21 protein-coding genes and 1 pseudogene are annotated in these 23044 nt (G+C 71.6%); 15 read left to right on the forward strand and 7 right to left on the reverse strand.

Annotated elements, in window-relative coordinates; genetic code table 11:
* Positions 1–49 precede the first annotated feature (49 nt).
* Both hemW and ABZ845_RS17200 read left to right on the forward strand, forming a co-directional pair.
* A complete protein-coding gene (gene hemW, locus ABZ845_RS17195) occupies positions 50–1282 on the forward strand; it encodes a radical SAM family heme chaperone HemW (RefSeq protein WP_360979690.1) in 1233 nt (410 codons plus the stop codon).
* A gap of 106 nt (positions 1283–1388) precedes the next feature.
* Positions 1389–1616 (forward strand): hypothetical protein, encoded by a 228-nt coding sequence (locus tag ABZ845_RS17200; RefSeq protein ID WP_360979692.1) that lies wholly within the window; start codon positions 1389–1391, stop codon positions 1614–1616.
* On the opposite strand, the gene ABZ845_RS17205 is transcribed toward ABZ845_RS17200, so the two are convergent.
* Both ABZ845_RS17205 and ABZ845_RS17210 read right to left on the reverse strand, forming a co-directional pair.
* Positions 1594–2403, reverse strand: a complete 810-nt coding sequence (locus ABZ845_RS17205; RefSeq protein ID WP_360979695.1) for a DUF3097 domain-containing protein — start codon at positions 2401–2403, stop codon at positions 1594–1596. The two genes, ABZ845_RS17200 and ABZ845_RS17205, sit on opposite strands and share 23 nt — an antisense overlap.
* A 34-nt stretch (positions 2404–2437) precedes the next feature.
* Positions 2438–3181, reverse strand: coding sequence for an MBL fold metallo-hydrolase (locus ABZ845_RS17210; RefSeq protein ID WP_360979698.1), 744 nt, complete (start codon positions 3179–3181; stop codon positions 2438–2440).
* A gap of 204 nt (positions 3182–3385) precedes the next feature.
* On the opposite strand from ABZ845_RS17210, the gene hrcA reads away from it, so the two are divergent.
* The 10 genes from hrcA to ABZ845_RS17260 all read left to right on the forward strand — a co-directional run bounded on the left by hrcA (position 3386) and on the right by ABZ845_RS17260 (position 14482).
* Positions 3386–4405, forward strand: a complete 1020-nt coding sequence (gene hrcA / locus ABZ845_RS17215; protein ID WP_360979701.1) for a heat-inducible transcriptional repressor HrcA — start codon at positions 3386–3388, stop codon at positions 4403–4405.
* On the forward strand, positions 4406–5539 hold the full coding sequence (dnaJ, locus tag ABZ845_RS17220) for a molecular chaperone DnaJ (protein WP_360979704.1): 1134 nt from the start codon (positions 4406–4408) through the stop codon (positions 5537–5539). It abuts the gene before it with no gap.
* A gap of 213 nt (positions 5540–5752) precedes the next feature.
* Positions 5753–6829 carry a nitronate monooxygenase gene (locus ABZ845_RS17225; RefSeq protein ID WP_360979707.1) on the forward strand — a complete coding sequence of 359 codons (1077 nt, stop codon included), beginning with the start codon at positions 5753–5755 and terminating at the stop codon, positions 6827–6829.
* Positions 6826–7566 (forward strand): 16S rRNA (uracil(1498)-N(3))-methyltransferase, encoded by a 741-nt coding sequence (locus tag ABZ845_RS17230; protein ID WP_360979710.1) that lies wholly within the window; start codon positions 6826–6828, stop codon positions 7564–7566. The genes ABZ845_RS17225 and ABZ845_RS17230 overlap by 4 nt, the downstream gene beginning before the upstream one ends.
* 24 nt (positions 7567–7590) lie before the next feature.
* A complete protein-coding gene (locus ABZ845_RS17235; RefSeq protein WP_360979713.1) occupies positions 7591–7983 on the forward strand; it encodes a VOC family protein in 393 nt (130 codons plus the stop codon).
* Between the two features lie 115 nt (positions 7984–8098).
* Positions 8099–8659: a hypothetical protein gene (locus tag ABZ845_RS17240; protein WP_360979716.1), complete on the forward strand. Its 561-nt coding sequence runs from the start codon at positions 8099–8101 to the stop codon at positions 8657–8659.
* A 71-nt stretch (positions 8660–8730) separates the two neighbouring features.
* On the forward strand, positions 8731–11967 hold the full coding sequence (locus ABZ845_RS17245; RefSeq protein ID WP_360979719.1) for a S41 family peptidase: 3237 nt from the start codon (positions 8731–8733) through the stop codon (positions 11965–11967).
* 174 nt (positions 11968–12141) lie between these two features.
* Positions 12142–12495 (forward strand): histidine triad nucleotide-binding protein, encoded by a 354-nt coding sequence (locus ABZ845_RS17250; protein WP_360979722.1) that lies wholly within the window; start codon positions 12142–12144, stop codon positions 12493–12495.
* A gap of 6 nt (positions 12496–12501) precedes the next feature.
* The gene (locus ABZ845_RS17255) at positions 12502–13434 is read left to right on the forward strand and encodes a ribonuclease Z (RefSeq protein WP_360979725.1); all 933 of its coding nucleotides are present in this window, start codon (positions 12502–12504) and stop codon (positions 13432–13434) included.
* 46 nt (positions 13435–13480) lie between these two features.
* Positions 13481–14482, forward strand: a complete 1002-nt coding sequence (locus tag ABZ845_RS17260; protein WP_360979727.1) for an adenosine deaminase — start codon at positions 13481–13483, stop codon at positions 14480–14482.
* A gap of 81 nt (positions 14483–14563) precedes the next feature.
* Here the strand turns inward: ABZ845_RS17260 and ABZ845_RS17265 are convergent, their stop codons facing one another.
* Positions 14564–15856, reverse strand: a complete 1293-nt coding sequence (locus ABZ845_RS17265; RefSeq protein WP_360979730.1) for an MFS transporter — start codon at positions 15854–15856, stop codon at positions 14564–14566.
* Between the two features lie 296 nt (positions 15857–16152).
* On the opposite strand from ABZ845_RS17265, the gene ABZ845_RS17270 reads away from it, so the two are divergent.
* The gene (locus ABZ845_RS17270) at positions 16153–17268 is read left to right on the forward strand and encodes a PfkB family carbohydrate kinase (protein WP_360979733.1); all 1116 of its coding nucleotides are present in this window, start codon (positions 16153–16155) and stop codon (positions 17266–17268) included.
* Positions 17269–17281: 13 nt separating this feature from the next.
* Here ABZ845_RS17270 and era read toward each other — a convergent pair whose 3' ends face one another.
* Positions 17282–18241, reverse strand: a complete 960-nt coding sequence (era, locus tag ABZ845_RS17275; RefSeq protein ID WP_360979736.1) for a GTPase Era — start codon at positions 18239–18241, stop codon at positions 17282–17284.
* Between the two features lie 167 nt (positions 18242–18408).
* Here era and ABZ845_RS17280 point away from each other — a divergent pair, with 167 nt between their 5' ends.
* Positions 18409–19746: an ammonium transporter gene (locus tag ABZ845_RS17280; protein WP_360979739.1), complete on the forward strand. Its 1338-nt coding sequence runs from the start codon at positions 18409–18411 to the stop codon at positions 19744–19746.
* Complete coding sequence (locus ABZ845_RS17285; protein WP_360979742.1) at positions 19743–20081, forward strand: P-II family nitrogen regulator; 339 nt, start codon at positions 19743–19745, stop codon at positions 20079–20081. Before ABZ845_RS17280 ends, ABZ845_RS17285 begins: the two co-directional genes overlap by 4 nt.
* Here the strand turns inward: ABZ845_RS17285 and ABZ845_RS17290 are convergent.
* The 3 genes and pseudogenes from ABZ845_RS17290 to ABZ845_RS17300 form a co-directional block, all read right to left on the reverse strand.
* Positions 19978–21000: pseudogene (locus ABZ845_RS17290) on the reverse strand (DUF916 domain-containing protein); the annotation flags it as partial. The gene ABZ845_RS17285 and the pseudogene ABZ845_RS17290 sit on opposite strands and share 104 nt — an antisense overlap.
* A 102-nt stretch (positions 21001–21102) precedes the next feature.
* Positions 21103–22422, reverse strand: coding sequence for a beta-xylosidase (locus tag ABZ845_RS17295; RefSeq protein ID WP_360979745.1), 1320 nt, complete (start codon positions 22420–22422; stop codon positions 21103–21105).
* Positions 22423–22584: 162 nt separating this feature from the next.
* Positions 22585–22938: a cytidine deaminase gene (locus ABZ845_RS17300; RefSeq protein ID WP_360979748.1), complete on the reverse strand. Its 354-nt coding sequence runs from the start codon at positions 22936–22938 to the stop codon at positions 22585–22587.
* Positions 22939–23044 lie beyond the last annotated feature (106 nt).

The following is a 23044-nucleotide window of genomic DNA, read 5'->3' on the forward strand; positions in this document are numbered from 1 at the left end:
CCGCGGCGGGCAAGGTGAGCAGTCCCGGCGGTACGGGACAATGGAGGACATGCCTTCCGCACTCCCCGACGGCGAACCCGTCCCCCACGACGGAGCGCTGCCGGCGCACGCCCTGGCCGGGGCCGCCGAGCGCCCTCTCGGCTTCTACCTCCACGTGCCGTACTGCGCCACGCGCTGCGGCTACTGCGACTTCAACACCTACACGGCGACGGAGCTGCGTGGGACGGGCGGGGTGCTGGCGTCCCGGGACAACTACGCGGGGACCCTGACCGACGAGGTCCGGCTGGCCCGCAAGGTACTGGGCGACGACCCGCGCGAGGTGCGCACGGTGTTCGTCGGCGGCGGTACGCCCACCCTGCTGGCCGCCGACGATCTCGTACGGATGCTGGGAGCCGTCCGCGACGAGTTCGGCCTCGCCGCGGACGCGGAGGTCACGACCGAGGCGAACCCGGAGTCGGTGGACGAGCGCTATCTGGCCGCACTCCGGGAGGGCGGCTTCAACCGGATCTCCTTCGGTATGCAGAGCGCGCGCCCGCACGTCCTGAAGATCCTGGACCGCACCCACACCCCGGGCCGCCCCGAGGCCTGCGTGGCCGAGGCGCGTGCGGCGGGCTTCGAGCACGTGAACCTGGACCTGATCTACGGCACCCCGGGGGAGTCGGACGACGACTGGCGGGCCTCGCTCGAGGCGGCGCTCGGTGCGGGTCCTGACCACATCTCGGCGTACGCGCTGATCGTGGAGGAGGGCACGCAGCTCGCCCGCCGTATCCGCCGGGGCGAGATACCGATGACGGACGACGACGTCCACGCGGACCGCTATCTGATCGCCGACGAGGTGCTGGGCGCGGCGGGCTACGACTGGTACGAGGTCTCCAACTGGTCCACGTCCGAGCCGGCGCGCTGCCTGCACAACGAGCTGTACTGGCGCGGCGCCGACTGGTGGGGCGCGGGCCCCGGCGCCCACAGCCATGTGGGCGGGGTCCGCTGGTGGAACGTGAAGCACCCTGGCGCGTACGCGGCGGCCCTGGCGGAGGGCCGCTCCCCGGGCGCGGGACGCGAGCTTCTCTCGGCGGAGGACCGCCGGGTGGAACGCGTCCTGCTGGAGCTGCGGCTGAGGGAGGGCGCGCCCCTGTCCCTGCTGAAGGAGCGGGGGCTCGCGGCATCCCGGCGGGCACTGTCGGAGGGCCTGCTCGAGCAGGGACCGTACGAGGAGGGACGTGCGGTGCTGACGCTGCGCGGGCGGCTGCTGGCGGACGCCGTGGTGCGGGACCTGGTGGATTGATTCACTGCGGTGAGTGAATCGATGCGGAAGGCCGGTTCGGTACCTAACCTGATTCGTAGGCTGCCGCCGTAATTGCACGGTGGCGGCAAACCGGAGGGCTGCGGAGATGACCGCTGTGGACGACCGACCGATGACCACCGGCATGGCGAAGATCTTCGAGGAGCTCGAGCCTCCAGAGGGCGTCAAGATGGAGCTTCTCCGGGGGGTAATCGGCTACCGCAGCCAGGAGATCATCCCGTTCGGAGACCCGTTGCCGTTGAAGGCTCTGGGACTCGAACTCGACACCAGCGAGTTCGGGACTCTGCCCGGCGTCAAACCCCACCGCTACCCGTGACGAAGTCGATCAGTTCCTCCACTCTCCCCAGCAGCGCCGGTTCCAGGTCCTTGTAGGACCCCACCCGGGACAGGATCCGCTGCCACGCCTCGCCCGTGTTCTCCGGCCAGCCCAGTGCGCGGCACACGCCCTTCTTCCAGTCCTCGCCGTGCGGGACGCGCGGCCACCCGCCGATGCCGAGGGACGACGGCTTCACGGCCTCCCAGATGTCGATGTACGGGTGGCCCACCACCAGAGCGTGCTCGCTCGTCACCGACTGCGCGATCCTCCACTCCTTGGTGCCGGGGACCAGATGGTCCACCAGGACGCCGAGGCGGGCGTCGGGGCCGGGGGAGAAGGACTCCACGATCGAGGGCAGGTCGTCCACGCCCTCCAGGTACTCGACCACCACTCCCTCGATGCGCAGGTCGTCGCCCCACACCCGCTCGACCAGTTCCGCGTCGTGGCGTCCCTCGACATAGATACGGCCCGCACGGGCCACCCGCGCCCGCGCGCCCGGGACGGCCACCGAACCCGACGCCGTGCGCGTGGGACGGGCCGGGGCGGCCGAGGGGCGGACCAGGGTCACCACCCTGCCCTCGAGCAGGAAACCCCGTGGCTGAAGCGGGAAGACGCGGTGCTTGCCGAAGCGGTCCTCCAGCGTCACCGTGCCCGCCTCGCAGCGGATCACCGCGCCGCAGAAGCCGGTCCCCGGCTCCTCCACCACCAGACCGGGCTCCGCCGGGACCTCCGGCACGGGCTGGGGCTTCTTCCACGGAGGGGTCAGATCCGGCGAGTACTGGCGCATTCGGATGACGATAGGAGAAGGCGTTCGCCCGGTTCTACGACACGCCGAAACGCGCGGCCAGTTCATCGCGCTGTGCACGCACGAACGCGGCGTCCACGACCGCACCGTGACCGGGCACGTACAGCGCGTCCTCCCCGCCCAGTTCCAGCAGCCGGTCCAGCGCCGCCGGCCACTGCGCGGGCACCGCGTCCGGGCCCGCCTGCGGCTCCCCGGACTCCTCCACCAGGTCCCCGCAGAACACCACCTCCCGCTCCCCTGGGACGAGGACCACCAGATCGTGGGCCGTATGACCGGGGCCCACGTTCGCCAGCAGCACCCGCACCCCGCCCAGGTCCAGCGTCCACTCGCCCGAGACCAGATGGTCCGGAGCGGACAGCGCGCCCGCGGCGTCGGTCGCCTCCCGCGGGTCCAGGCCGTACCGCACCCCGTCCGCGGCCAGTTCGGCACGCTCATGGGCGAACACCGTCTCGACGCCCACCGCGCCGAACACCTCCGCGCCCGGGAACGAGGCCGCCCCGAAGACATGGTCGAAGTGCGGGTGCGTGAGCGCGAGATGCGTCACATCCCGGTCCCCGCCCAGGGGAGCGAGCAGCAGGCGCGCCTCGGCACGCAGCCGCGCGCCCTCGCCGAGGCTCGACCCCGCGTCGACCAGAAGCGCCGAGTGCTCACCCGCGACCAGCCCCGCCGTGCAGTCCCAGACCGGGAGCCGCCTGCGCCCCGCCCGCGGTCCGAGCGCCTCCCAGCCGGTCCCTTCCCACAACTGTCCCGACTCCGTCATGCCCCGACGCTATCGGCAGTCGCCCGGCCGCCGGGCCTGGAAGGACACGCCGGGACAGGTCGGTACACGTCGGTACGGCGCAGTCGCCCGCCCTTGCCGGGGGCGTACCCGCCCGCCGTACACTGACTCCGGGATTGCTGGCACTCGGATGCGCGGAGTGCCAGGGGAAACGCCAACGGGGACGCAACGCTGGAGGTGCGCGCGATGCTCAGTGAACGCAGGCTCGAAGTGCTGCGCGCCATCGTCCAGGACTACGTCGGCACCGAGGAGCCGGTCGGCTCCAAGGCACTGACCGAGCGCCACAACCTCGGCGTCTCCCCCGCCACCGTCCGCAACGACATGGCCGTGCTGGAGGACGAGGGCTATATCGCCCAGCCGCACACCAGCGCCGGACGTATCCCCACGGACAAGGGCTACCGTCTCTTCGTGGACAAGCTCGCGGCCGTCAAGCCCATGAGCCCGCCCGAGCGACGCGCGATCCAGAACTTCCTGGAGGGCGCCGTCGACCTGGACGACGTCGTGGCGCGTACGGTGCGGCTGCTCGCGCAGCTCACCCGGCAGGTCGCCGTCGTGCAGTACCCGTCGCTGACCCGCTCGACGGTGCGGCACGTGGAGCTGCTGTCCATGGCGCCCGCGAGGGTGATGCTCGTGCTGATCACGGACACGGGACGGGTCGAGCAGCGCATGATCGACTGCCCGGCGCCGTTCGGAGAAACGTCTCTCGCGGATCTGCGCGCACGGCTCAACAGCCGTGTCGCGGGCCGCCGCTTCGCGGACGTTCCTCAGCTTGTGCAGGACCTTCCCGAGGCCTTCGAGGAGCCGGAGGACCGCGGCACGGTCGCGGTGGTGCTCTCCACCCTCCTGGAGACGCTCGTGGAGGAGACCGAGGAGCGGCTGATGATCGGCGGCACCGCCAATCTCACCCGTTTCGGACATGACTTCCCTCTCACGATCCGCCCCGTGCTGGAGGCACTTGAGGAGCAGGTCGTGCTCCTCAAGCTGCTGGGCGAGGCAAAGGATCCGGCCATGCGGGTGCGTATCGGCCATGAGAACGCGCATGAGGGACTCAACTCCACGTCCGTGGTCTCCGTGGGCTACGGTTCGGGCGGCGAAGCAGTAGCGAAACTCGGCGTGGTCGGACCGACCCGCATGGATTACCCGGGAACGATGGGAGCGGTACGAGCGGTGGCACGGTACGTCGGACAGATCCTGGCGGAGTCGTAAGTGGCCACGGACTACTACGCCGTGCTCGGCGTGCGCCGCGACGCGTCGCAGGAAGAGATCAAGAAGGCGTTCCGCCGGCTCGCGCGCGAGCTGCACCCGGACGTCAATCCCGATCCGAAGACGCAGGAGCGGTTCAAGGAGATCAACGCCGCGTACGAGGTGCTCTCGGACCCGCAGAAGAAGCAGGTCTACGACCTCGGCGGCGACCCGCTGTCCCAGGCGGGCGGCGGTGCGGGCGGCTTCGGCGCGGGCGGCTTCGGGAACTTCTCCGACATCATGGACGCGTTCTTCGGCACGGCGTCGCAGCGCGGACCGCGCTCGCGCACCCGCCGGGGCCAGGACGCCATGATCCGGCTGGAGATCGAGCTCGACGAGGCGGCCTTCGGTACGACGAAGGACATCCAGGTCGACACGGCCGTCGTCTGCAACACCTGCAACGGAGAGGGCGCCGCGCCCGGCACCTCCGCGCAGACCTGTGACATGTGCCGTGGCCGTGGTGAGGTGTCGCAGGTCACGCGGTCCTTCCTGGGCCAGGTCATGACGTCGCGGCCGTGTCCGCAGTGCCAGGGCTTCGGCACGATCGTCCCCAACCCGTGCCCGGAGTGCGCGGGCGACGGGCGCGTACGGTCCCGCCGTACGCTCACGGTCAAGATCCCGGCGGGTGTCGACAACGGCACGCGGATCCAGCTCGCGGGCGAGGGCGAGGTCGGCCCCGGCGGCGGCCCCGCCGGAGACCTGTACGTCGAGATCCACGAACTGCCGCACTCGATGTTCCAGCGCCGCGGCGACGACCTGCACTGCACGGTCACCATCCCCATGACGGCGGCGGCCCTCGGCACGAAGGTCCCGCTGGAGACGCTGGACGGCCTGGAGGAGGTCGACATCCGCCCCGGTACGCAGTCCGGGCAGTCGATCCCGATGCACGGCCGCGGTGTCACGCATCTGCGCGGCGGCGGCCGGGGCGACCTGATCGTGCATGTCGAGGTCCAGACCCCGACGAAGCTGGACCCCGAGCAGGAGCGCCTGCTCAGGGAACTGGCTGCACTGCGCGGCGAGGAACGGCCCCAGGGCCAGTTCCAGCCAGGGCAGCAGGGGTTGTTCTCGCGGTTGAAGGATGCGTTCAACGGGCGCTGATCGCGCTGGTGAGGGCGCGGTGGGCCCGGCCGGGGGTCCGGGGGTTGTCCCCCGGGCAGGCACAGTCAGCCAGGGCAGCAGGGGTTGTTCTCGCGGTTGAAGGATGCGTTCAACGGGCGCTGACGGAGCCCCTCACCCGTGAGGCCGTCCCCTGGAATAGGCCGGGGGACGGCTGGATTCGGACTTGTGCCGAGTACGTGACACGATGCGGTCATGTCCTCCGCACTGACCGATCTCCTCAGACATCCGATCGTGCAGGCCCCCATGGCGGGCGGCATCGCCGTGCCGCAGCTGGCCGCCGCCGTGTCCGAGGCCGGGGGACTGGGGTTTCTCGCCGCCGGTTACAAGACCGCCGACGGTATGTACCAGGAGATCAAGCAGGTGCGCGGACTCACGAGCCGCCCCTTCGGCGTGAACGTGTTCCTGCCGCAGCCGGAGTCCGCCGACCCGGCCGCCGTCGAGGTCTACGCCAACCAGCTGGCCGGCGAGGCCACCTGGTACGACACCGAACTGGGCGACCCGGACAGCGGGCGCGACGACGGCTACGACGTCAAGCTGGCCGTCCTGCTCGACAACCCGGTGCCGGCCGTCTCCTTCCACTTCGGGGTCCCCGCCCCGGAGATCCTGGAGTCCCTGCGGCGCGCGGGCACCGTCACCCTCGTCACGGCGACCACGGCCGACGAGGCGCTCGCGGTGCAGAACGCGGGTGCCGACGCCGTGATCGCGCAGGGCATCGAGGCCGGCGGCCACCAGGGCACCCACCGGGACATCCAGGAGAACGACGGGTCCGGTATCGGCCTGCTCACCCTCCTCGCCCAGATGCGCGAGACCGTGGAGATCCCGGTCGTGGCGGCGGGCGGCCTCATGCGCGGCAGCCAGATCGCCGCCGCACTCGCGGCGGGCGCGAGCGCGGCGCAGCTCGGCACCGCGTTCATCCCGACCCCCGAGTCCGGAGCCGCTCCCGTGTACAAGCGGGCACTGACCGACCCCTTGTTCGTCCGCACGGGCCTGACCCGTGCGTTCTCCGGGCGCCCGGCGCGCGCTCTGGTCAACCGGTTCATCCGGGAGCACGGACCCTACGCGCCCGCCGCGTACCCCGAGATCAACCACCTCACCTCGCCGGTGCGCAAGGCGGCGGCGAAGGCGGGCGACGCGCAGGGCATGGCGCTGTTCGCCGGGCAGGGGCACCGCCTGGTCCGTGAACTGCCGGCCGGACAGCTGGTGCAGGTGCTGGCGGCGGAACTGAAGGCCGCCACGACAGCGTTGTCGGCGGGAGGTGCCGGGCGATGACGGCTCCAGTGTTCATCGTGGACCGACTCGACGCCGTGGGGCCGGAGTTCGTGCTCGACGGACCCGAGGGGCGCCACGCCGTCTCCGTGAAGCGACTGCGGCCCGGCGAGGACGTGGTCCTGACCGATGGTCAGGGGCACTGGGCCGAGGGCGTGGTGAAGGCCGCCGAGGGCAAGGACCGGCTGGTGGTCATGGACCTGGAGGCCGTCCACGAGGAGCCGCCCGCGCCGGTGCGCATCACCGTCGTCCAGGCCCTGCCCAAGGGTGACCGGGGCGAACTCGCCGTGGAGACCATGACCGAGGTGGGCGTCGACGCGATAGTCCCCTGGGCGGCCTCCCGGTGCATCACCCAGTGGAAGGGCGACCGGGGGCTGAAGTCGCTGGGCAAGTGGCGGGCCACCGCCCGCGAGGCGGGCAAGCAGTCCCGCCGGGTGCGCTTCCCGGAGGTCGCGGACGCCGCGACGACCAAGCAGGTCGCAGCACTTGTGGCCGAGGCCGACTTCGCGGCCGTGCTGCACGAGAGCGGCGACGAACCGCTCGCGACCGTCGAACTCCCCGCCCAGGGCGAGATCGTGCTGATCGTCGGACCCGAGGGAGGCGTGTCCCCCGAGGAGCTGGCGCTGTTCGGGGAGGCGGGCGCGAGGCCGTTCCGCCTGGGGCGTACTGTCCTGCGTACATCGACCGCCGGCACCGCGGCGGCAGCGCTGCTGCTCGGCCGCACGGGCCGATGGTCCTGACCCACTGACCCACGAGGGGACGCCGTGGAACTCGCACAGATACGGCTGCTGGTCTCGGACTTCGCCGCGTGCTACCGCTTCTATGCCGAAGTCCTCGGTCTCAAGCCCCAGTCGGGGGCGGAGAACGGCCCGTACGAGAAGTTCAGTCCCAGCACCGGCTCGGCGGGTATCGCGCTCCAGGACCGGGCCATGATGGCCGGGATGCTCGGCGAACTGGGCGAGGCGGCGACGGGCCACCGCTCGATGGTGGTGCTGCGCCTGGACGATCTGGACGCGTACTGCGAGGAGATAGTGTCCCGGGGCGCGACGCTGCTGCACGGACCGGCCCCCATGACCGACCGTATGCGCGTCGCCCACCTCAAGGACCCGGAGGGCAACCTGGTGGAACTCCAGGAGTGGCTTCTGCTCCGCCCCTGACGGTCCGGGCGTCTGATACGACGTTCGCCGCGCATGCGTTTGATGGTGCACGCGAGCGCCCGGATGGCCGTATGCACTCTACCGTCATCGGCGAAGCGGTGGCACGATGCCCTCCATGGGGGCATTGAGGCGGATTTGGCGGAGGCCGAGAGTCCCGCGGCTCGCGGCGGTGACCGGGCTCGTGGCGGTCGGCGTCGGCGGAGCTGTCGCATGCCGGCCCGGTGACCTGAGTTCCGCGTCGGTGGCGTACACCACCGACCAGACGGCCACCCGGCAGCTCCAGCGGCAGCATGTGACGGTACGTTGGCTGAGCTGCACCGGCGAGTACGGCGACCAGCACTCCACGGCGGGACGGACGCCCGCCCCCGCCGTGAGCACCATCGTCACCGTCGACTGCCAGGGACAGACCGACGACGGCAAGGCCATCACCGTCAAGGGCCGGGTCACCCGGGCCGTCGACGGCAAATGCGTGCGCGGCGACGTCAGGGCCACCGTGGGCGGCAGACAGCTGTTCCACCTCAGCGGTCTGGGCGACTGCGGCGCCGGCACCCCGGTGCCGCCGGTGTCGTACCACTCGGTGAACCCGGGACAGCCGAATCCCACCGTCACGGTGACGGTCACCAGGACGATCTGGTGCCAGGGCGACCCCACCTGCTGGCCGGTCCAGGGCAAGTGACGCACGTGCCTCAGGCGTGGATATGGAGAAAAGCCCTGCCAGGGGCGGGGATCGCTGCTTAGGGTGATCTGGTGACTCAGTCCGTATCGAACGCGTACCTGAGGTTTCCGCACCCGCACGGCGAGTTGGTCGCCTTCACCGCCGAGGACGACGTCTGGGTCGCCCCGATCGACGGCGGCCGTGCCTGGCGGGTCAGCGCCGACAACGTTCCGGTGAACCATCCCCGCATCTCCCCGGACGGGACCACCGTAGCCTGGACCTCCACCCGCGACGGCGCACCCGAAGTGCATGTCGCCCCGATCGACGGCGGACCCGCCAAGCGCCTGACGTATTGGGGAAGTTGGAAGACCCAGGTACGCGGCTGGACCCCCGGTGGCGAGGTGCTCGCCCTCAGTACGGCCGGCCAGGCATCGCTGCGCCGCACCTGGGCCCGCGCCGTACCGCTCGACGGCGGACCGGCCACCACGCTGCCCTACGGGCCCGTCGGCGAGGTCGCCCACGGTCCGATGACGGTGCTGCTGTCCGCGACCATGGGCCGCGAGGCCGCCTCGTGGAAGCGCTACCGCGGCGGCACGGCGGGCAAGCTGTGGATCGACCGGGAGGGCGACGGGGAGTTCGTACGGCTGCACGAGGACTTGGACGGCAACATCGAGTACCCGGTGTGGGTCGGAACGGGGGAGGGGGGAGAGGAGCCGCGAACTCGGGGGCGCATCGCGTTCCTCTCCGACCACGAGGGCGTCGGGGCGCTGTACTCGTCGCTCGCCGACGGGTCCGACCTGCGGCGTCACACCCCGCTCGAGGAAGGCTTCTACGCCCGGCACGCCGCCACCGACGGCGCCCGGGTCGTGTACTCCCGCGCCGGTGAACTCTGGCTCCTCGACGACCTGGAGGGTGCGGAACCCCGGCGGCTGGACATCCGGCTCGGCGGGCAGCGCACCGACCTCCAGCCGTACCCCGTCAGCGCCTCCCGCTGGTTCGGCGCCGCCTCGCCCGACCACACCGGGCGCGGTAGCGCCGTCAGCGTGCGCGGAGCCGTCCACTGGGTCACGCATCGCTCGGGCCCCACCCGCGCGCTCGCCGCCGAGCAGGGCGTACGCGGCCGGCTGCCGCGCACCTTCCGCGCCGAGGGCGAGGAGTGGGTGGTGTGGGTGACGGACGCCGAGGGCGAGGACGCGCTCGAACTCGCGCCCGCCACCGGTCTGCTGCCCGGCTCCATTCCGCGACGACTGGCCGTGGGTCAGCTCGGTCGTGTGCTGGGCATGGCAGTGGCGCCCGACGGCGGCCGGATCGCGGTCGCCTCGCACGACGGGCGGGTGCTGCTGATCGAGCGGGACAGCGGTGAGGTGCGCGAGGTCGACCGCAGCGAGGACGGTGAGATCGGCGGACTGGTCTTCTCGCCGGACTCGGCGTGGCTGGCCTGGTCGCACCCGGGTCCGCGCCCGCTGGCCCAGCTCAAGCTCGCCAACACCACCGACCTGTCGGTGACGGAGGCGACCCCGCTCCGCTTCCGCGACTACTCGCCCGCGTTCACCCTGGACGGCAAGCACCTGGCGTTCCTCTCCGCCCGCTCCTTCGACCCCGTCTACGACGAACACGTCTTCGACCTGGCCTTCGTGGGCGGCGCGCGGCCGTACCTGATCACCCTCGCCGCCACGACCCCCTCGCCCTTCGGACCGCAGCGCCACGGCCGCCTCTTCGAGGCGCCTGAGAAGGACGAGACACCCGACAGCGAGGGCGTGCCCTCGACCCGGATCGACCTGGACGGGCTCGCCGACCGGATCGTGCCCTTCCCGGTCGAGGCCGCGCGCTACTCCGGGCTGCGCGCCGCCAAGGACGGGTTGCTGTGGCTGCGCCACCCGGTGCAGGGCGTGCTCGGCACGTCGCGCGCCACGCCCGACGACCCCGAGCCCAAGACCGAGCTGGAGCGCTACGACCTCGTCCAGCGACGCCTCGAACACCTCGCCGCCGACGCCGACCACTTCGCGGTCACCGGGGACGGCAAGCGGGCCCTGCTGTGGACCGACGGCAAGCTCAAGGTGGTGCCGAGCGACCGGCGCGCCCCGAACGACGACGACAGCGACGCGAACATCACCGTCGACCTGTCGCGGGTGCGGCAGACCGTCGATCCCGCGGCCGAGTGGCGGCAGATGTTCGACGAGACCGGCCGCATCATGCGGGACAACTTCTGGCGCCCGGACATGGGCGGGGTCGACTGGGACGGAGTCCTGGACCGGTACCGGCCGGTGCTCGAACGGGTGGCCACCCATGACGACCTCGTGGACCTCCTGTGGGAGGTGCACGGCGAGCTGGGCACCTCGCACGCGTACGTCACGCCGGGCGGCCACGGATCCGGCGCGGACCGGCGCCAGGGCCTGCTCGGCGCCGACATCTCCCGCCATGCCGACGGAAGTTGGCGCATCGACCGGGTGCTGCCCTCCGAGACGTCCGACCCCGACGCACGGGCGCCGCTGGCCGCGCCCGGCGTCGCCGTACGGGCAGGGGACGCGATCGTCGCGGTCGGTGGGCGGCCGGTGGACCCGGTAATGGGGCCCGCGCCGCTGCTGGTCGGCACGGCGGGTACACCGGTCGAGCTCACGGTCTCCCCGGCGGGCGGCGGCGAGCCGAGACACACCGTCGTCGTACCGATCGCGGACGAGGAGCCGCTCAGGTACCACGCGTGGGTGGCCGACCGGCGGGCCTATGTGCACGAGCGGTCCGGCGGGCGGCTCGGGTATGTGCATGTGCCGGACATGGTGGGCTCCGGCTGGGCGCAGCTCCACCGCGATCTGCGCGTCGAGGTCGCCCGGGACGGGCTGGTCGTGGACGTCCGGGAGAATCGCGGCGGGCACACCTCCCAGCTCGTCGTGGAGAAGCTGGCGCGGCGGATCGTGGGCTGGGACCTGCCGCGCGGTATGCGCGCGTACAGCTACCCCGAGGACGCGCCGCGCGGTCCCGTCGTCGCCGTGGCCAACGAGTTCTCCGGTTCGGACGGGGACATCGTGAACGCGGCGGTGAAGGCGCTCGGCATCGGACCGGTGGTCGGCACGCGGACCTGGGGCGGAGTCGTCGGCATCGACAGCAAGTACCACCTCGTGGACGGAACGCTGGTGACGCAGCCGAAGTACGCCTTCTGGCTGGAGGGTTACGGCTGGGACGTGGAGAACCACGGGGTCGATCCGGACGTGGAGGTCATCCAGCGGCCCCAGGACCACGCCGCCGGACGCGACGCCCAGCTCGACGAGGCGATCCGGCTGGCACTGGAGGCGCTCGAGGCGACACCGGCGAAACGCCCGCCCGGGCTGCCGTAGTCCCTGGTGCCGTGGCCGGAAAGGTTTGCCGGAAGGCTCGAGGCGCCGTGCCGGGCGTCGCGAGCCGGTGAACCTTTCCGGTCGCAGCACTGGCTGCCGTAGTGGTGACCGGTGGCGGTGGCCGGACCGATACGATGCCGTGGTCGTGATCAGTCGGTGTGAGGAGGCACGCACATGGCGGGAGAACCGCAGGACGACTGTCTGTTCTGCAAGATCGTCGCCGGGCAGATCCCGGCCACGCTCGTCCGGGAGACCGAGACGACGGTGGCCTTCCGGGACATCAACCCCCAGGCGCCGACCCATGTGCTGGTCATCCCCCGGGTCCACCACCCGGACATCGCCGCCCTCGCCGCCGCCGAACCGGCCATCACCGCCGACCTGTTGAAGGAGGCGGCCGAGGTCGCCGCGCAGGAAAAGCTCGACAGCTACCGCCTCGTCTTCAACACCGGCAGTGGCGCCGGGCAGACCGTCTGGCACGCCCACGGCCATGTCCTGGGCGGCCGTGGCATGCAGTGGCCCCCCGGGTGAGCGACCGTGTCCGTACGTGAACTGGTGGTCCTCGGCACCGCCAGCCAGGTCCCCACCCGGCACCGCAACCACAACGGCTATCTGCTGCGCTGGGACGGTGAGGGAATCCTCTTCGACCCCGGAGAGGGCACCCAGCGGCAGATGCTGCGCGCCGGGGTCGCCGCCCATGACATCGACCGGCTCTGCGTCACGCACTTCCACGGGGACCACTCCCTCGGCCTCGCCGGGGTCATCCAGCGGATCAACCTCGACCAGGTGCCGCACGAGGTCACCGCGCACTACCCGAAGTCGGGGCAGCGGTTCTTCGAGAGGCTGCGGTACGCGACGGCGTACCGCGAGACCGTCGCGCTGACCGAGGCGCCGGCCGCCGCCGACGGCCCCTTGGCGGTCACCCCCGCCTACACGCTGGAGGCCCGCAAGCTGTCCCACCCCGTGGAGTCCTACGGCTACCGGCTGACCGAACCCGACGGTCGCCGCATACTGCCCGAGCTGCTCGCCGCGCACGGCATCAAGGGCCCCGACGTCGGACGGCTCCAGCGAGAGGGTTCCCTGCGCGGGGTGTCCCTGGACGAGGTCAGCGAGGTGCGGCGCGGACAGCGGTTCGCCTTCGTCATGGACACCCGGCTGTGCGAGGGCGTGCACGCCCTCGCCGAGGGCTGCGACATGCTGGTCATCGAGTCGACCTTCCTGGACGAGGACGCCCCGCTCGCCGCCGACCACGGCCATCTGACGGCCGGCCAGGCCGGACGCGTCGCCGCCGAGGCCGGGGTGCGCCATCTCGTCCTCACCCACTTCAGCCAGCGGTACACGGACCCCGAGGGCACACCGCGCGCCGAGGCGGGGGCGGAGTTCGGACGGCAGGCGCGAGCCGCCGGGTTCGAGGGGGAGCTGACGGTGGCACACGACCTGATGCGGGTACCGCTGCCGAAGCGGCGTTGAGGCCGGGCAGCGCGGAATCGGAACAAATCGCCCGTACGATGGCCCGATGCCCCTCCCCAAAGCCGAACTGCACCTCCACATCGAAGGCACGCTCGAACCGGAGCTGGCCTTCGCCCTCGCCAAGCGCAACGACGTCGAACTGCCGTACGCCGACACCGAGCGGTTGCGAGCGGCGTACGCCTTCGAGGACCTCCAGTCCTTTCTGAACCTGTACTACGAACTGATGGCCGTCCTGCGGACCGAGCAGGACTTCGAGGACCTCGCCATCGCCTACCTGGAACGCGCCGCCGCCCAGGGCGTACGGCATGCCGAGATCTTCTTCGACCCGCAGGCCCATATCGCGCGGGGTGTCGACATGGGCACGGTGGTCGAAGGTCTGTGGCGTGCGCTGGGCAGCAGCGAGGAGAACCACGGGGTCTCCACCCACCTGATCATGTGCTTCCTGCGGGACGATACCGCCGAGTCCGCGCTGCGGACGCTGGAGGCCGCGAAGCCGTATCTCGACCGGATCATCGGCGTCGGTCTGGACTCCGCCGAGGTCGGCCATCCGCCGTCGAAGTTCCGCGAGGTGTACGAGACCGCCGCCGCTCTGGGCCTGCGACGGGTCGCCCACGCCGCGGAGGAGGGGCCGCCCGAGTACATCACCGAGGCGCTGGACGTCCTGGGCGCCGAGCGGATCGACCACGGGGTGCGCTGCATGGAGGATCCGGCACTGGTCGAACGACTGGCACGGGAACGAGTACCGCTGACGGTGTGCCCGCTGTCGAACGTACGGCTGCGGGCCGTGCGCCGGCTGGAGGAGCATCCACTGGCCGCGATGCTCGAGGCGGGGCTGGTGTGCACCGTCAACTCCGATGATCCCGCGTACTTCGGGGGCTATGTGGGGGACAACTTCCACGCCGTGAGGGCGGCTCTGCCGCAGCTGGGCGAGGAACATATGCGGCAACTGGCCCGGAACTCGTTCACGGCGGCGTTCCTGGAGGGCGATGAGGCGCGCAGGGAGCGGTACCTCTCCGAGGTGGAGGCGTATCGGTTCACCGGGCGTTAGCGCCTTCGTCCGGGTCGGCGGGCGGACCCGGAACCCCGGCCCGGCCGTTCATGTGCGCAGGACGGGACCGAAGGCTTCGGCTCAGCGCTCCGCCGCGTGCTGAGGGCCCGCCGTGTCGTACGCCGCCCGGGGCGTGGGCGGGGTGTCCAGGGGGATTTCCACTATCTGCGGGTCGGGGGTGGCCGTTGCCGCGGCCACCACCGTGGTCGATGTGGCGCCCCGGCGGCGTACCGCGACCGGCAGGATGGGGTGGCCGGAGGTGTGGCGGGCGACCGCGGTCAGGGGGAGGGTGATCGCCAGGAGGCTCGCGGCGAGGATCGTCCCCATCGTCGGGAAGCCCGCCCACGCCGCCAGCAGGCTGCCCGCCAGGGGGCCCGCCGCCGTGCCGAGCGAGGAGGCCGAGCCGACCAGCACCGCCCAGCGTCCGCTCCGGTCCAGCGAGGCGGAGAGGCCGAGCAGGTAGGACAGGACGATCGGGTACAGCACGTTCCAGGCGATCTCGCCGGTCGCGAAGGTGCCCAGGCCGCTCGCGGAGGCGCTGAGCACGATGCATCCGGCGATGAGGGCGGTTCCGCCGCCGATGGGCAGCGCGCGGCCGAGGCGCGCGCCTAGCACGCTCGCTCCCATCACGCCGAGCAGTCCGGCGCCGAGCGCGATGGCGAAGACGGCGCCGACCGTCACCTCGGTCAGATGCGCCTGGCCGAGGCCGATGCGCCCGCTGACGCCCCACAGGGCGTTCTGGGCGAGGGACCAGAGCAGGATGCCGACCGCGAGGACGAGGCCCGAGCGCGCGTGCGGCAGACGGCCGGTGCCGCCGGTCTGCTGGGGCCCGCTCGACCCGGGGGCGGTGAGGCGGCCGGCCAGTGGCCACACGAGCAGCGCGGTGAGCGCGAGGGCCCCGAGCGGCTGGCCATGGCCCGGGCCGAGGTGAGGAACCGTCAGGTAGACCGCCCCGGCGAGCGCCGAGACTCCGAGCAGGCCCATGGTGGAGACGCGGTGCGGGTCGCGCTCGGCGGCGATGCCGGTCGCGGCGACCGTGGTGGCCGTACCGGAGCCGAAGCCGCCGACGACCGCCCCCGCCACGACCACGGGGATGCTGTGGCTGAGCGCGGCCGTGCCGTATCCGGCGGCACAGAGCAGCAGCCCGGCGCGTGCGAGCCGGCGGGGGCCGACACGGTGGACATGGGAGGCGAGCAGGAAGCCCGCCGCGGCCGAACTCAGCAGCAGGGCGGTGCCGATGGAGCCCGCCGCGGTGGCCGACAGCGCGAGCCCGGAGTCGAGTCTGTCGACGGTGGTGGGCAGCATGTACGCGGCCAGGTACCCGACCGTGAAAAGGGCGACGAGGGGCCAGGGCTGAGCGGGGCGCGAGGGCACGGGCGTTCCAGGGCAGGCGGAAGGGGCGGCTCAAGGGAAGGGGGCGCCGTCCGTCGACCGACAGGAACGCGCGGGCAATTTGTATCAAGCACGCGGTTCGAGAAAAAAGCTGAGAGTGTGTGATCTGGGTCACTGATTGGTTTGGGGCTGGTGGGTGCGGGTAGAAGTGGCAATTTTTTGCTGACCGGTGAGTGGCAGGGGTTGTGCGTTCCCGCGCCCCTACCGGGCTTTCGCGCCTCGCTCCAGGGCCGGTTTGGTGCACACTGGCTGGATCCGCACCATGCCAGGGAGCCACCGTGACCGGGATCTTCGGAGAGGAACACCATCACCACCCGTCCCACACCGACCCGCTCGCCGCCCTGCGCGCGCCCGGAGATCCGCCGTGGGACGTCTACCTCACGGGCACGGTCTTCCTCGACATCGTCTTCACCGGCCTCGACTCCGCCCCGGTCCGCGGCACCGAGTCCTGGGCGCGCGGCATGGGCTCCAGCCCCGGTGGTGTCGCCAACATGGCCACCGCGCTGGCCCGGCTCGGCCTGAAGACCTGCCTCGCGGCGGCCTTCGGCGACGACCACTACGGCGAGTACTGCTGGGACGAGATGGAGCAGGGCGAGGGCATCGACCTCTCGACCTCGAGGCGCGTCGCCGGCTGGCACTCGCCGGTCACCGTCTCCATGGCGTACGAGGGGGAGCGCACCATGGTCTCCCACGGCCACGAGCCGCCACCGGAGGCACCCGGCCCCCTCTGCCCGCCCCGCGCCCGCGCCGCCGTCGCCTCACTGACCCCCGGCCGCCGCGCCCCCTGGATCGGCAAGGCCGCGCACCACGGCACCCGTGTCTTCGCCGACGTCGGCTGGGACGAGACCGGTGCCTGGGACCCGGCGGGCCTCGCGGACCTCGAACACTGCGAGGCGTTCCTGCCGAACGCGGAGGAAGCCATGCGGTACACGGGCACGGACTGCCCGCGCGCCGCCGCCCACGCGCTGACCGAATACGTACCCCTGGCCGTCGTCACCCTCGGCGCCGAGGGCGCGTACGCCGTCGACCGGCGTACCGGGGAGAGCGCCGGGGTGCCCGCGATCGCCGTCGAGGCGCTGGACCCTACGGGAGCGGGAGATGTCTTCGTGGCGGGCTTCGTCACCGGCACGCTGGCCGACTGGCCGCTCGCCGACCGCCTCGCCTTCGCCGGACTGACCGCCGCCCTGTCCGTACAGGAGTTCGGCGGCTCGCTCTCGGCACCCGGATGGTCCGAGATCGCGGCATGGTGGCGCAGGGTCCAGTCCTACGAGGACCAGGACCCTGCCGCGCTCGGCCGGTACGCGTTCCTGGAGGGGCTCATTCCGGAGGCACCGGCCGAGCCCTGGCCGCGCCGCAGGGCCGTGCCGACGATCGGGTTCCGCGGCTCTCCCTGAAGACCGGAAAGACTCAGAAGCCCAGGCGGCGCAGCTGCTTCGGGTCCCGCTGCCAGTCCTTCGCCACCTTCACATGGAGGTCCAGGAACACCGGCGTCCCGAGCAGCGCCTCGATGTGCTTGCGGGACTTGATGCCGACTTCCTTGAGGCGCTTGCCCTTCGGGCCGATGATGATGCCCTTCTGGCTGGGCCGCTCGATGTAGACGTTCGCGTGGATGTCCAGGAGCGGCTTGTCCGCGGGGCGGTCCTCGCGCGGCAGCATCTCCTCCACCACCACCGCGATGGAGTGCGGAAGCTCGTCGCGCACGCCCTCCAGCGCCGCCTCACGGATCAGCTCCGCCACCATGACCTGCTCCGGCTCGTCCGTCAGGTCGCCCTCGGGGTAGAGCGTCGGGCCCTCGGGCAGCAGCGGGATCAGCAGATCGGCCAGCAGTTCCACCTGCTTGTCCCCGACCGCGGACACGGGCACGATCTCGGCCCACTCGATCCCCAGCTCCTTGCCGAGCTGGTCGATCGCGATCAGCTGCTCGGCCAGCGCCTTGGGGTCCACGAGGTCGGTCTTCGTGACGATCGCGACCTTCGGGGTCTTCTTGATCCCCGCCAGTTCCTTGGCGATGAAACGGTCACCCGGGCCGAGCTTCTGGTCGGCGGGCAGACAGAAGCCGATCACGTCGACCTCGGCCCAGGTCGTCCGCACGACGTCGTTGAGCCGCTCGCCGAGCAGCGTGCGAGGTTTGTGCAGACCGGGGGTGTCGACCAGGATCAGCTGGGCGTCCGGCCGGTGCACGATGCCCCGTACCGTGTGCCGCGTCGTCTGCGGCCGGTTCGAGGTGATCGCCACCTTCTGCCCGACCAGAGCGTTCGTGAGGGTGGACTTGCCCGCGTTGGGGCGGCCGACGAAACAGGCGAAACCCGCCCGGTGGGCGGCCTCGGTCGGCTCGGGGGACTGGGTGCGAACGCTCATGGCGCCCATTCTCCCTGATCCACGGACCCCCGCCGCACCCCCCGGCGCCGCGGCACGGCACCGTGAGGTTCCGGAAACCCCCGCGCAACACGAAACGTCATCGAAACATCCCCGTACGCGACCGGAAACGCGTGACCATGACGCTCGGACGAGCCCCGATCCCGAGGAGACCGTCCGTGGAGACCGCGACCGCGTTCCTGGCCGCCAAGACACCCGCCCTCGACACCGGTGACACCGCCTGGCTGCTCGCCGCCACCGCCCTCGTCCTGCTGATGACCCCGGGCCTGGCCCTCTTCTACGGCGGCATGGTGCGCGCGAAGAGCGTCCTCAACATGCTGATGATGAGCTTCGTGTCGATCGCCCTGGTGACGGTGGTGTGGCTGGCCGTGGGCTACTCGCTCGCCTTCGGGAACGACAGCGCGGGCGGGCTGATCGGCGGTCTCAAGAACGCCGGCATGGCGGGGATCGGCCCCGGCAGCCTCCACGGCAGCGTGCCCACCGTCCTGTTCGCGACCTTCCAGCTCACCTTCGCGATCATCACGGCCGCCCTGATCAGCGGCGCCGTCGCGGACCGGGCGAAGTTCGGGGCGTGGCTCGTCTTCGTACCCGTGTGGGCGCTGCTCGTATACGTTCCGGTCACCCACTGGGTGTGGGGGCCGGGCGGCTGGATCGTCGACCGTCTCGGCGCGCTGGACTTCGCGGGCGGTCTGCCCGTCGAGATCACCTCCGGTGCCTCCGGGCTCGCGCTGTGCCTGGTCCTCGGGCCGCGCCTCGGCTTCAAGAAGGACGCCATGCGCCCGCACAACCTGCCGATGGTGATGCTCGGGGCGGGACTGCTGTGGTTCGGCTGGTTCGGGTTCAACGCCGGATCGGCCCTCGGCGCGAACGGGCTGGCCGCCTCCGCGTTCCTCAACACCCTCGCCGCCGGCTGCACCGGTCTGCTCGGCTGGCTCTTCGTCGAGCAGAAGCGCGACGGCCACCCCACCACGCTCGGCGCGGCCTCGGGCGCGGTCGCGGGACTGGTCGCCATCACCCCGTCCTGCGGCACCGTGTCCCTGCTCGGAGCGCTGGTCGTGGGCCTGGCCGCCGGAGTCGTCTGCTCGTACGCCGTGAGCTGGAAGTTCCGTCTGAACTACGACGACTCCCTCGACGTCGTCGGCGTCCACCTGGTCGGCGGGATCATCGGCACGCTGCTGATCGGCGTCTTCGCGGTCAAGGAGATGACCGGCGGGAGCGAGGGACTGCTGTACGGCGGCGGCCTCGCCCAGCTGGGCAAGCAGGCGCTGGCCGTGGCGGCCGTCGCGGTGTACGCCTTCGCCGTGACCTACGGCGTCGGCAAGCTGATCGACAAGGTGATGGGCCTGCGCGCGAGCGAGGAGGAGGAGCACACCGGCCTCGACCTGACGGTGCACGCCGAAACGGCCTACGATCACGGGGTCCTGGGCCATGGCGCCCCGGTCGGCCACTCCGTCACCTCCCACCCCGCCGCGCAGAAGGTCACGTCCCAGACATGAAGCTGATCACCGCGATCGTCAAGCCGTTCCGCCTCGACGGCGTGAAGACGGCGCTCCAGGAGCTCGGCGTGCACGGCCTGACCGTGACCGAGGCGAGCGGCTTTGGCCGCCAGCGCGGCCACACCGAGGTCTACCGGGGCGCCGAGTACCGGGTCGACCTCGTGCCGAAGGCCAGGATCGAGGTCGTGGTGGAGGACGCGGACGCCGAAGCCGTCATCGACGCGATCGTGAGGGCCGCGCAGACAGGAAAGATCGGGGACGGGAAGGTGTGGGCCGTACCGGTGGAGACGCTGGTACGGGTACGGACGGGCGAACGCGGCCCCGACGCGCTCTGACCACGAGCCCTCCCGCCACGGCGCCGGCGGCCGCCGCCAGGGACACCACCAGCCACGGCAGCGCGAGGAACGACGTGCCCGCCGACTCGCGGGTGTCCTTCGCGCTCGCCGTCAGGGTGACATCGGCCCAGTCGAACTGCGGTGCGCCGCGCCACGGTTCGGTGAGCCGCACGCGCTGGCCGGGCAGCAGCTCGGAGGGGACGTTCGCCACGTCGCGTGTGAGCAGCGTACGGCCGAACAGGCCCTTCGCCCGCAGCTGCACCTTCGGGTCGAGGGTGACGTTGCCGGTGTTGTGCAGCGTGTAGGAGACGGTCGCGGTGCTCTCGCCCAGGCCCGGAATCAGGGGCTGGTGGTGGGTGACGCGGACGTTCTCGACGGCGACGGCGGGAACCGTGGGCCCGCCGACGCGGAGGTAGACCCGGGCGCCGACGGCCCGTTGCACACCGAGCGCCACTGAGCCGGTGCCCTTGTCGATCTGCTCGTCCAGGGCCACCAGCGCACCCGGATGGTCGCCGGGCTCGGCGCCCTCGGGCACCTGGAGAGTGAACGGAACGGTGACCGAGCCGTGCGCGGGCACCGTCACCCGGCTCTTCGCGGGCTTCGCCCAGGCCCCCACGCCGCGCTGTTTCTCCGTGACCGTCCGCACGGCGAATCCGCCGTCGCGCGCAGTGTTGTAGGCGTCGGCCGCGTAGAGCCGGAAGGTGAGCGGCTTCCCGGTCTTGTTGGCGACGACGACCTCGTCCCTCAGGGTCGTGCCGGGATCGGCGGAGAGATAGAAGTACGGTCGGGAGCCGAGCTGCGAGGCGGCGGGATACACCGACCAGCTGCCGTTGTCGGCCGCGTACGCGGACGCGGCCGGGAAGGCGAGGTACAGCAGCGGCAGCAGGAGGCTCAGGAGGAGGACGGACGGCTTGCGCATGGGTGCGGACTCCCCGGGGCTCTGGGGCGGACGGGCGGGCGCGGAACCCCGGTGCGTGGGCCGCCCGGCCGCCTGGTGAGGTGATGAACCGGACCTGTCCGGTCAGGTGAGCGTGAGCGTCAGCACGCCCGAGTACGAACCGGGGGGCGTGTATGCCGGAACGTTCAGCGACAGACCGGCGTCGACGGTGAACTCACCGCCGGTGAGCGTGCCGTCGGGGGTGGAGGCCAGGGTCGCCCCCGAAAGACCGACCGTGCCCGTCGAGCCCGCCTGACAGGTGCTCGGGCTGCCCGCCTTGGTGGCGCACGCGGGCGTCCAGCTCAGCTTTCCGGCGTCGATCTTCCCGCCCGGAGCCGTGAAGTCGGTGACCTTGCCGGTCAGGGACCAGCCCGCGGGCCCGCCGCGGAAGTCCTGGACCGTCACCGTCTGCAGGGCCCCCTGGGAGGTCCCGCCCTTGCCGAAGTCCACGGCCGACAGCTGGACGGCGTCCCCTGCCTGTGTCATCGAGAGGGTTCCCGCCTTCACCGTGGTGGTGAGCTTCTGGCTGCCCGGAGGCACCGGCGAGTTGTCGATCACCGTGTACGCCGCCGGACCGGCCCCCTTGTCCGTGCTGTAGGCGGCGCCCTCGTAGGCCACGACACCGGACGTCGTCTTGTCGTTCACGACGAGCGAGCCGCTGAACGCGCCCTGGGCGTCGGCCGTGACGGTGGCGGTGTCCGCGGTCTGCGTGGCACCGGACCGTCCCGCCAGCGTGACGGACGCACCCGGAGTGAAGTTGCTGCCCTGGACGGTGACACTGTCACCGGGCTTCCCGGAGGCCGAACCGAGCGTGATGGCACGGGTGTTGACCGGGGTGGAGTCCGCCGCGGTGACCGTCTCGGAGACGGGCGCGGGCTGGTTGGTGACCGTACAGGGGGTGTCCAGTTCGAGAATGTAGCTGGTGTGGATGTTGTAGTCGCCCGGCGAGAGCGTGATGGCGCCGGGAGAGGTGACGGTGAAGGTGCCCGTCATGCTGAACGACGGGAAAGGCGCCTTCCCCGCGACGGGGTCGTTCTTCTTGGGCCCGGTGACCGTGACGCTGCCGCTCTGGGCGCCGCCCAGGGTGACCTTGCCGGAAGGCGTCATGATGTCGGCGGGCAGGGCGATGTCGGTGGGGTTGCTCGCGGCGGGGGTGACCACCGTGTAGGTGACGGTGACCGTGTCGCCGACCTTGGGACTTTCGTTGCTCACCGTGATCTTCGCGGCGGTCGTGCCGTCGATCGGAGGTATGCCCGCGACCGCGGGCGGGATGCAGTGGGTGGGGAAGCTCACCTGCTGTGAGGCCGCGCTCGCCGGAGCGGCCAGCGCACCGCCCCCGGCGACCGCCAGAGCGGTCACCGCGAGCACCGAGGCCCAGCGGTGTCTTCGGGTTCCCGAGGCCATGAATGCCCCCTTGTGATGGATTTGGGCGCAGCGGCTCTTCTGCGCCGACAGGGGGCCATTGACGTGGGGGTCGTGTGAGAAGTCAATGGGGATGCGGCAAATGGGCTGACGGCCCGTCAGTTCCGGGTGTCCGAGGGGGCGGTGGCCCGCCCCCGTGGGATCTCAGCTCGCAGGAACCGTCAGCCGTACCGTGCCGTCGGGCGACGCCACGAGCACGGGCGTCCCCGTCCCGCCGAGGTCGCGTACGGCCGCCAGGTCCTCCCCGGACGCGGACACCGCCTCGGTCACGACCGCCGCCGCCTCCAGGGACTTCGCCCCGGACGCCACCGCCATCGCCACCGCGGTCCGCAGTGCGCTCAGCTTCAGGGAGTCGAGGGACACGGTCCCGGCCACATACGTCCGCCCGGTCTCGTCCCGTACCGCCGCCCCCTCGGGCACACCGTTACGGGCCCGCGCGGAACGGGCCAGAGTGACGATCTTGCGGTCCTCGGGATCGAGTGCGTTGCTGTCGGTCATGACCAGAGCATACGAAGCCCAAGACGCCCCTCGGCCCAGGGCACGGCGAACAGCGCAATCACCACGACGCACCCGCAGTTCGAAACGCGCGGGGCGGCCCCACGAC

Source organism: Streptomyces sp. NPDC047022, assembly GCF_040644155.1.
Taxonomy (GTDB): domain Bacteria; phylum Actinomycetota; class Actinomycetes; order Streptomycetales; family Streptomycetaceae; genus Streptomyces.

What these genes read in the sequence shown, in the direction of transcription:
- hemW (WP_360979690.1), top strand. Translation starts at nt 50, where the DNA reads ATGCCTTCCGCACTCCCCGACGGCGAACCCGTCCCCCACGACGGAGCG.
- ABZ845_RS17200 (WP_360979692.1), top strand. Translation starts at nt 1,389, where the DNA reads ATGACCGCTGTGGACGACCGACCGATGACCACCGGCATGGCGAAGATC.
- ABZ845_RS17205 (WP_360979695.1), bottom strand. Translation starts at nt 2,403, where the DNA reads ATGCGCCAGTACTCGCCGGATCTGACCCCTCCGTGGAAGAAGCCCCAG.
- ABZ845_RS17210 (WP_360979698.1), bottom strand. Translation starts at nt 3,181, where the DNA reads ATGACGGAGTCGGGACAGTTGTGGGAAGGGACCGGCTGGGAGGCGCTC.
- hrcA (WP_360979701.1), top strand. Translation starts at nt 3,386, where the DNA reads ATGCTCAGTGAACGCAGGCTCGAAGTGCTGCGCGCCATCGTCCAGGAC.
- ABZ845_RS17225 (WP_360979707.1), top strand. Translation starts at nt 5,753, where the DNA reads ATGTCCTCCGCACTGACCGATCTCCTCAGACATCCGATCGTGCAGGCC.
- ABZ845_RS17230 (WP_360979710.1), top strand. Translation starts at nt 6,826, where the DNA reads ATGACGGCTCCAGTGTTCATCGTGGACCGACTCGACGCCGTGGGGCCG.
- ABZ845_RS17240 (WP_360979716.1), top strand. Translation starts at nt 8,099, where the DNA reads ATGGGGGCATTGAGGCGGATTTGGCGGAGGCCGAGAGTCCCGCGGCTC.
- ABZ845_RS17250 (WP_360979722.1), top strand. Translation starts at nt 12,142, where the DNA reads ATGGCGGGAGAACCGCAGGACGACTGTCTGTTCTGCAAGATCGTCGCC.
- ABZ845_RS17260 (WP_360979727.1), top strand. Translation starts at nt 13,481, where the DNA reads ATGCCCCTCCCCAAAGCCGAACTGCACCTCCACATCGAAGGCACGCTC.
- era (WP_360979736.1), bottom strand. Translation starts at nt 18,241, where the DNA reads ATGGGCGCCATGAGCGTTCGCACCCAGTCCCCCGAGCCGACCGAGGCC.
- ABZ845_RS17285 (WP_360979742.1), top strand. Translation starts at nt 19,743, where the DNA reads ATGAAGCTGATCACCGCGATCGTCAAGCCGTTCCGCCTCGACGGCGTG.
- ABZ845_RS17295 (WP_360979745.1), bottom strand. Translation starts at nt 22,422, where the DNA reads ATGGCCTCGGGAACCCGAAGACACCGCTGGGCCTCGGTGCTCGCGGTG.
- ABZ845_RS17300 (WP_360979748.1), bottom strand. Translation starts at nt 22,938, where the DNA reads ATGACCGACAGCAACGCACTCGATCCCGAGGACCGCAAGATCGTCACT.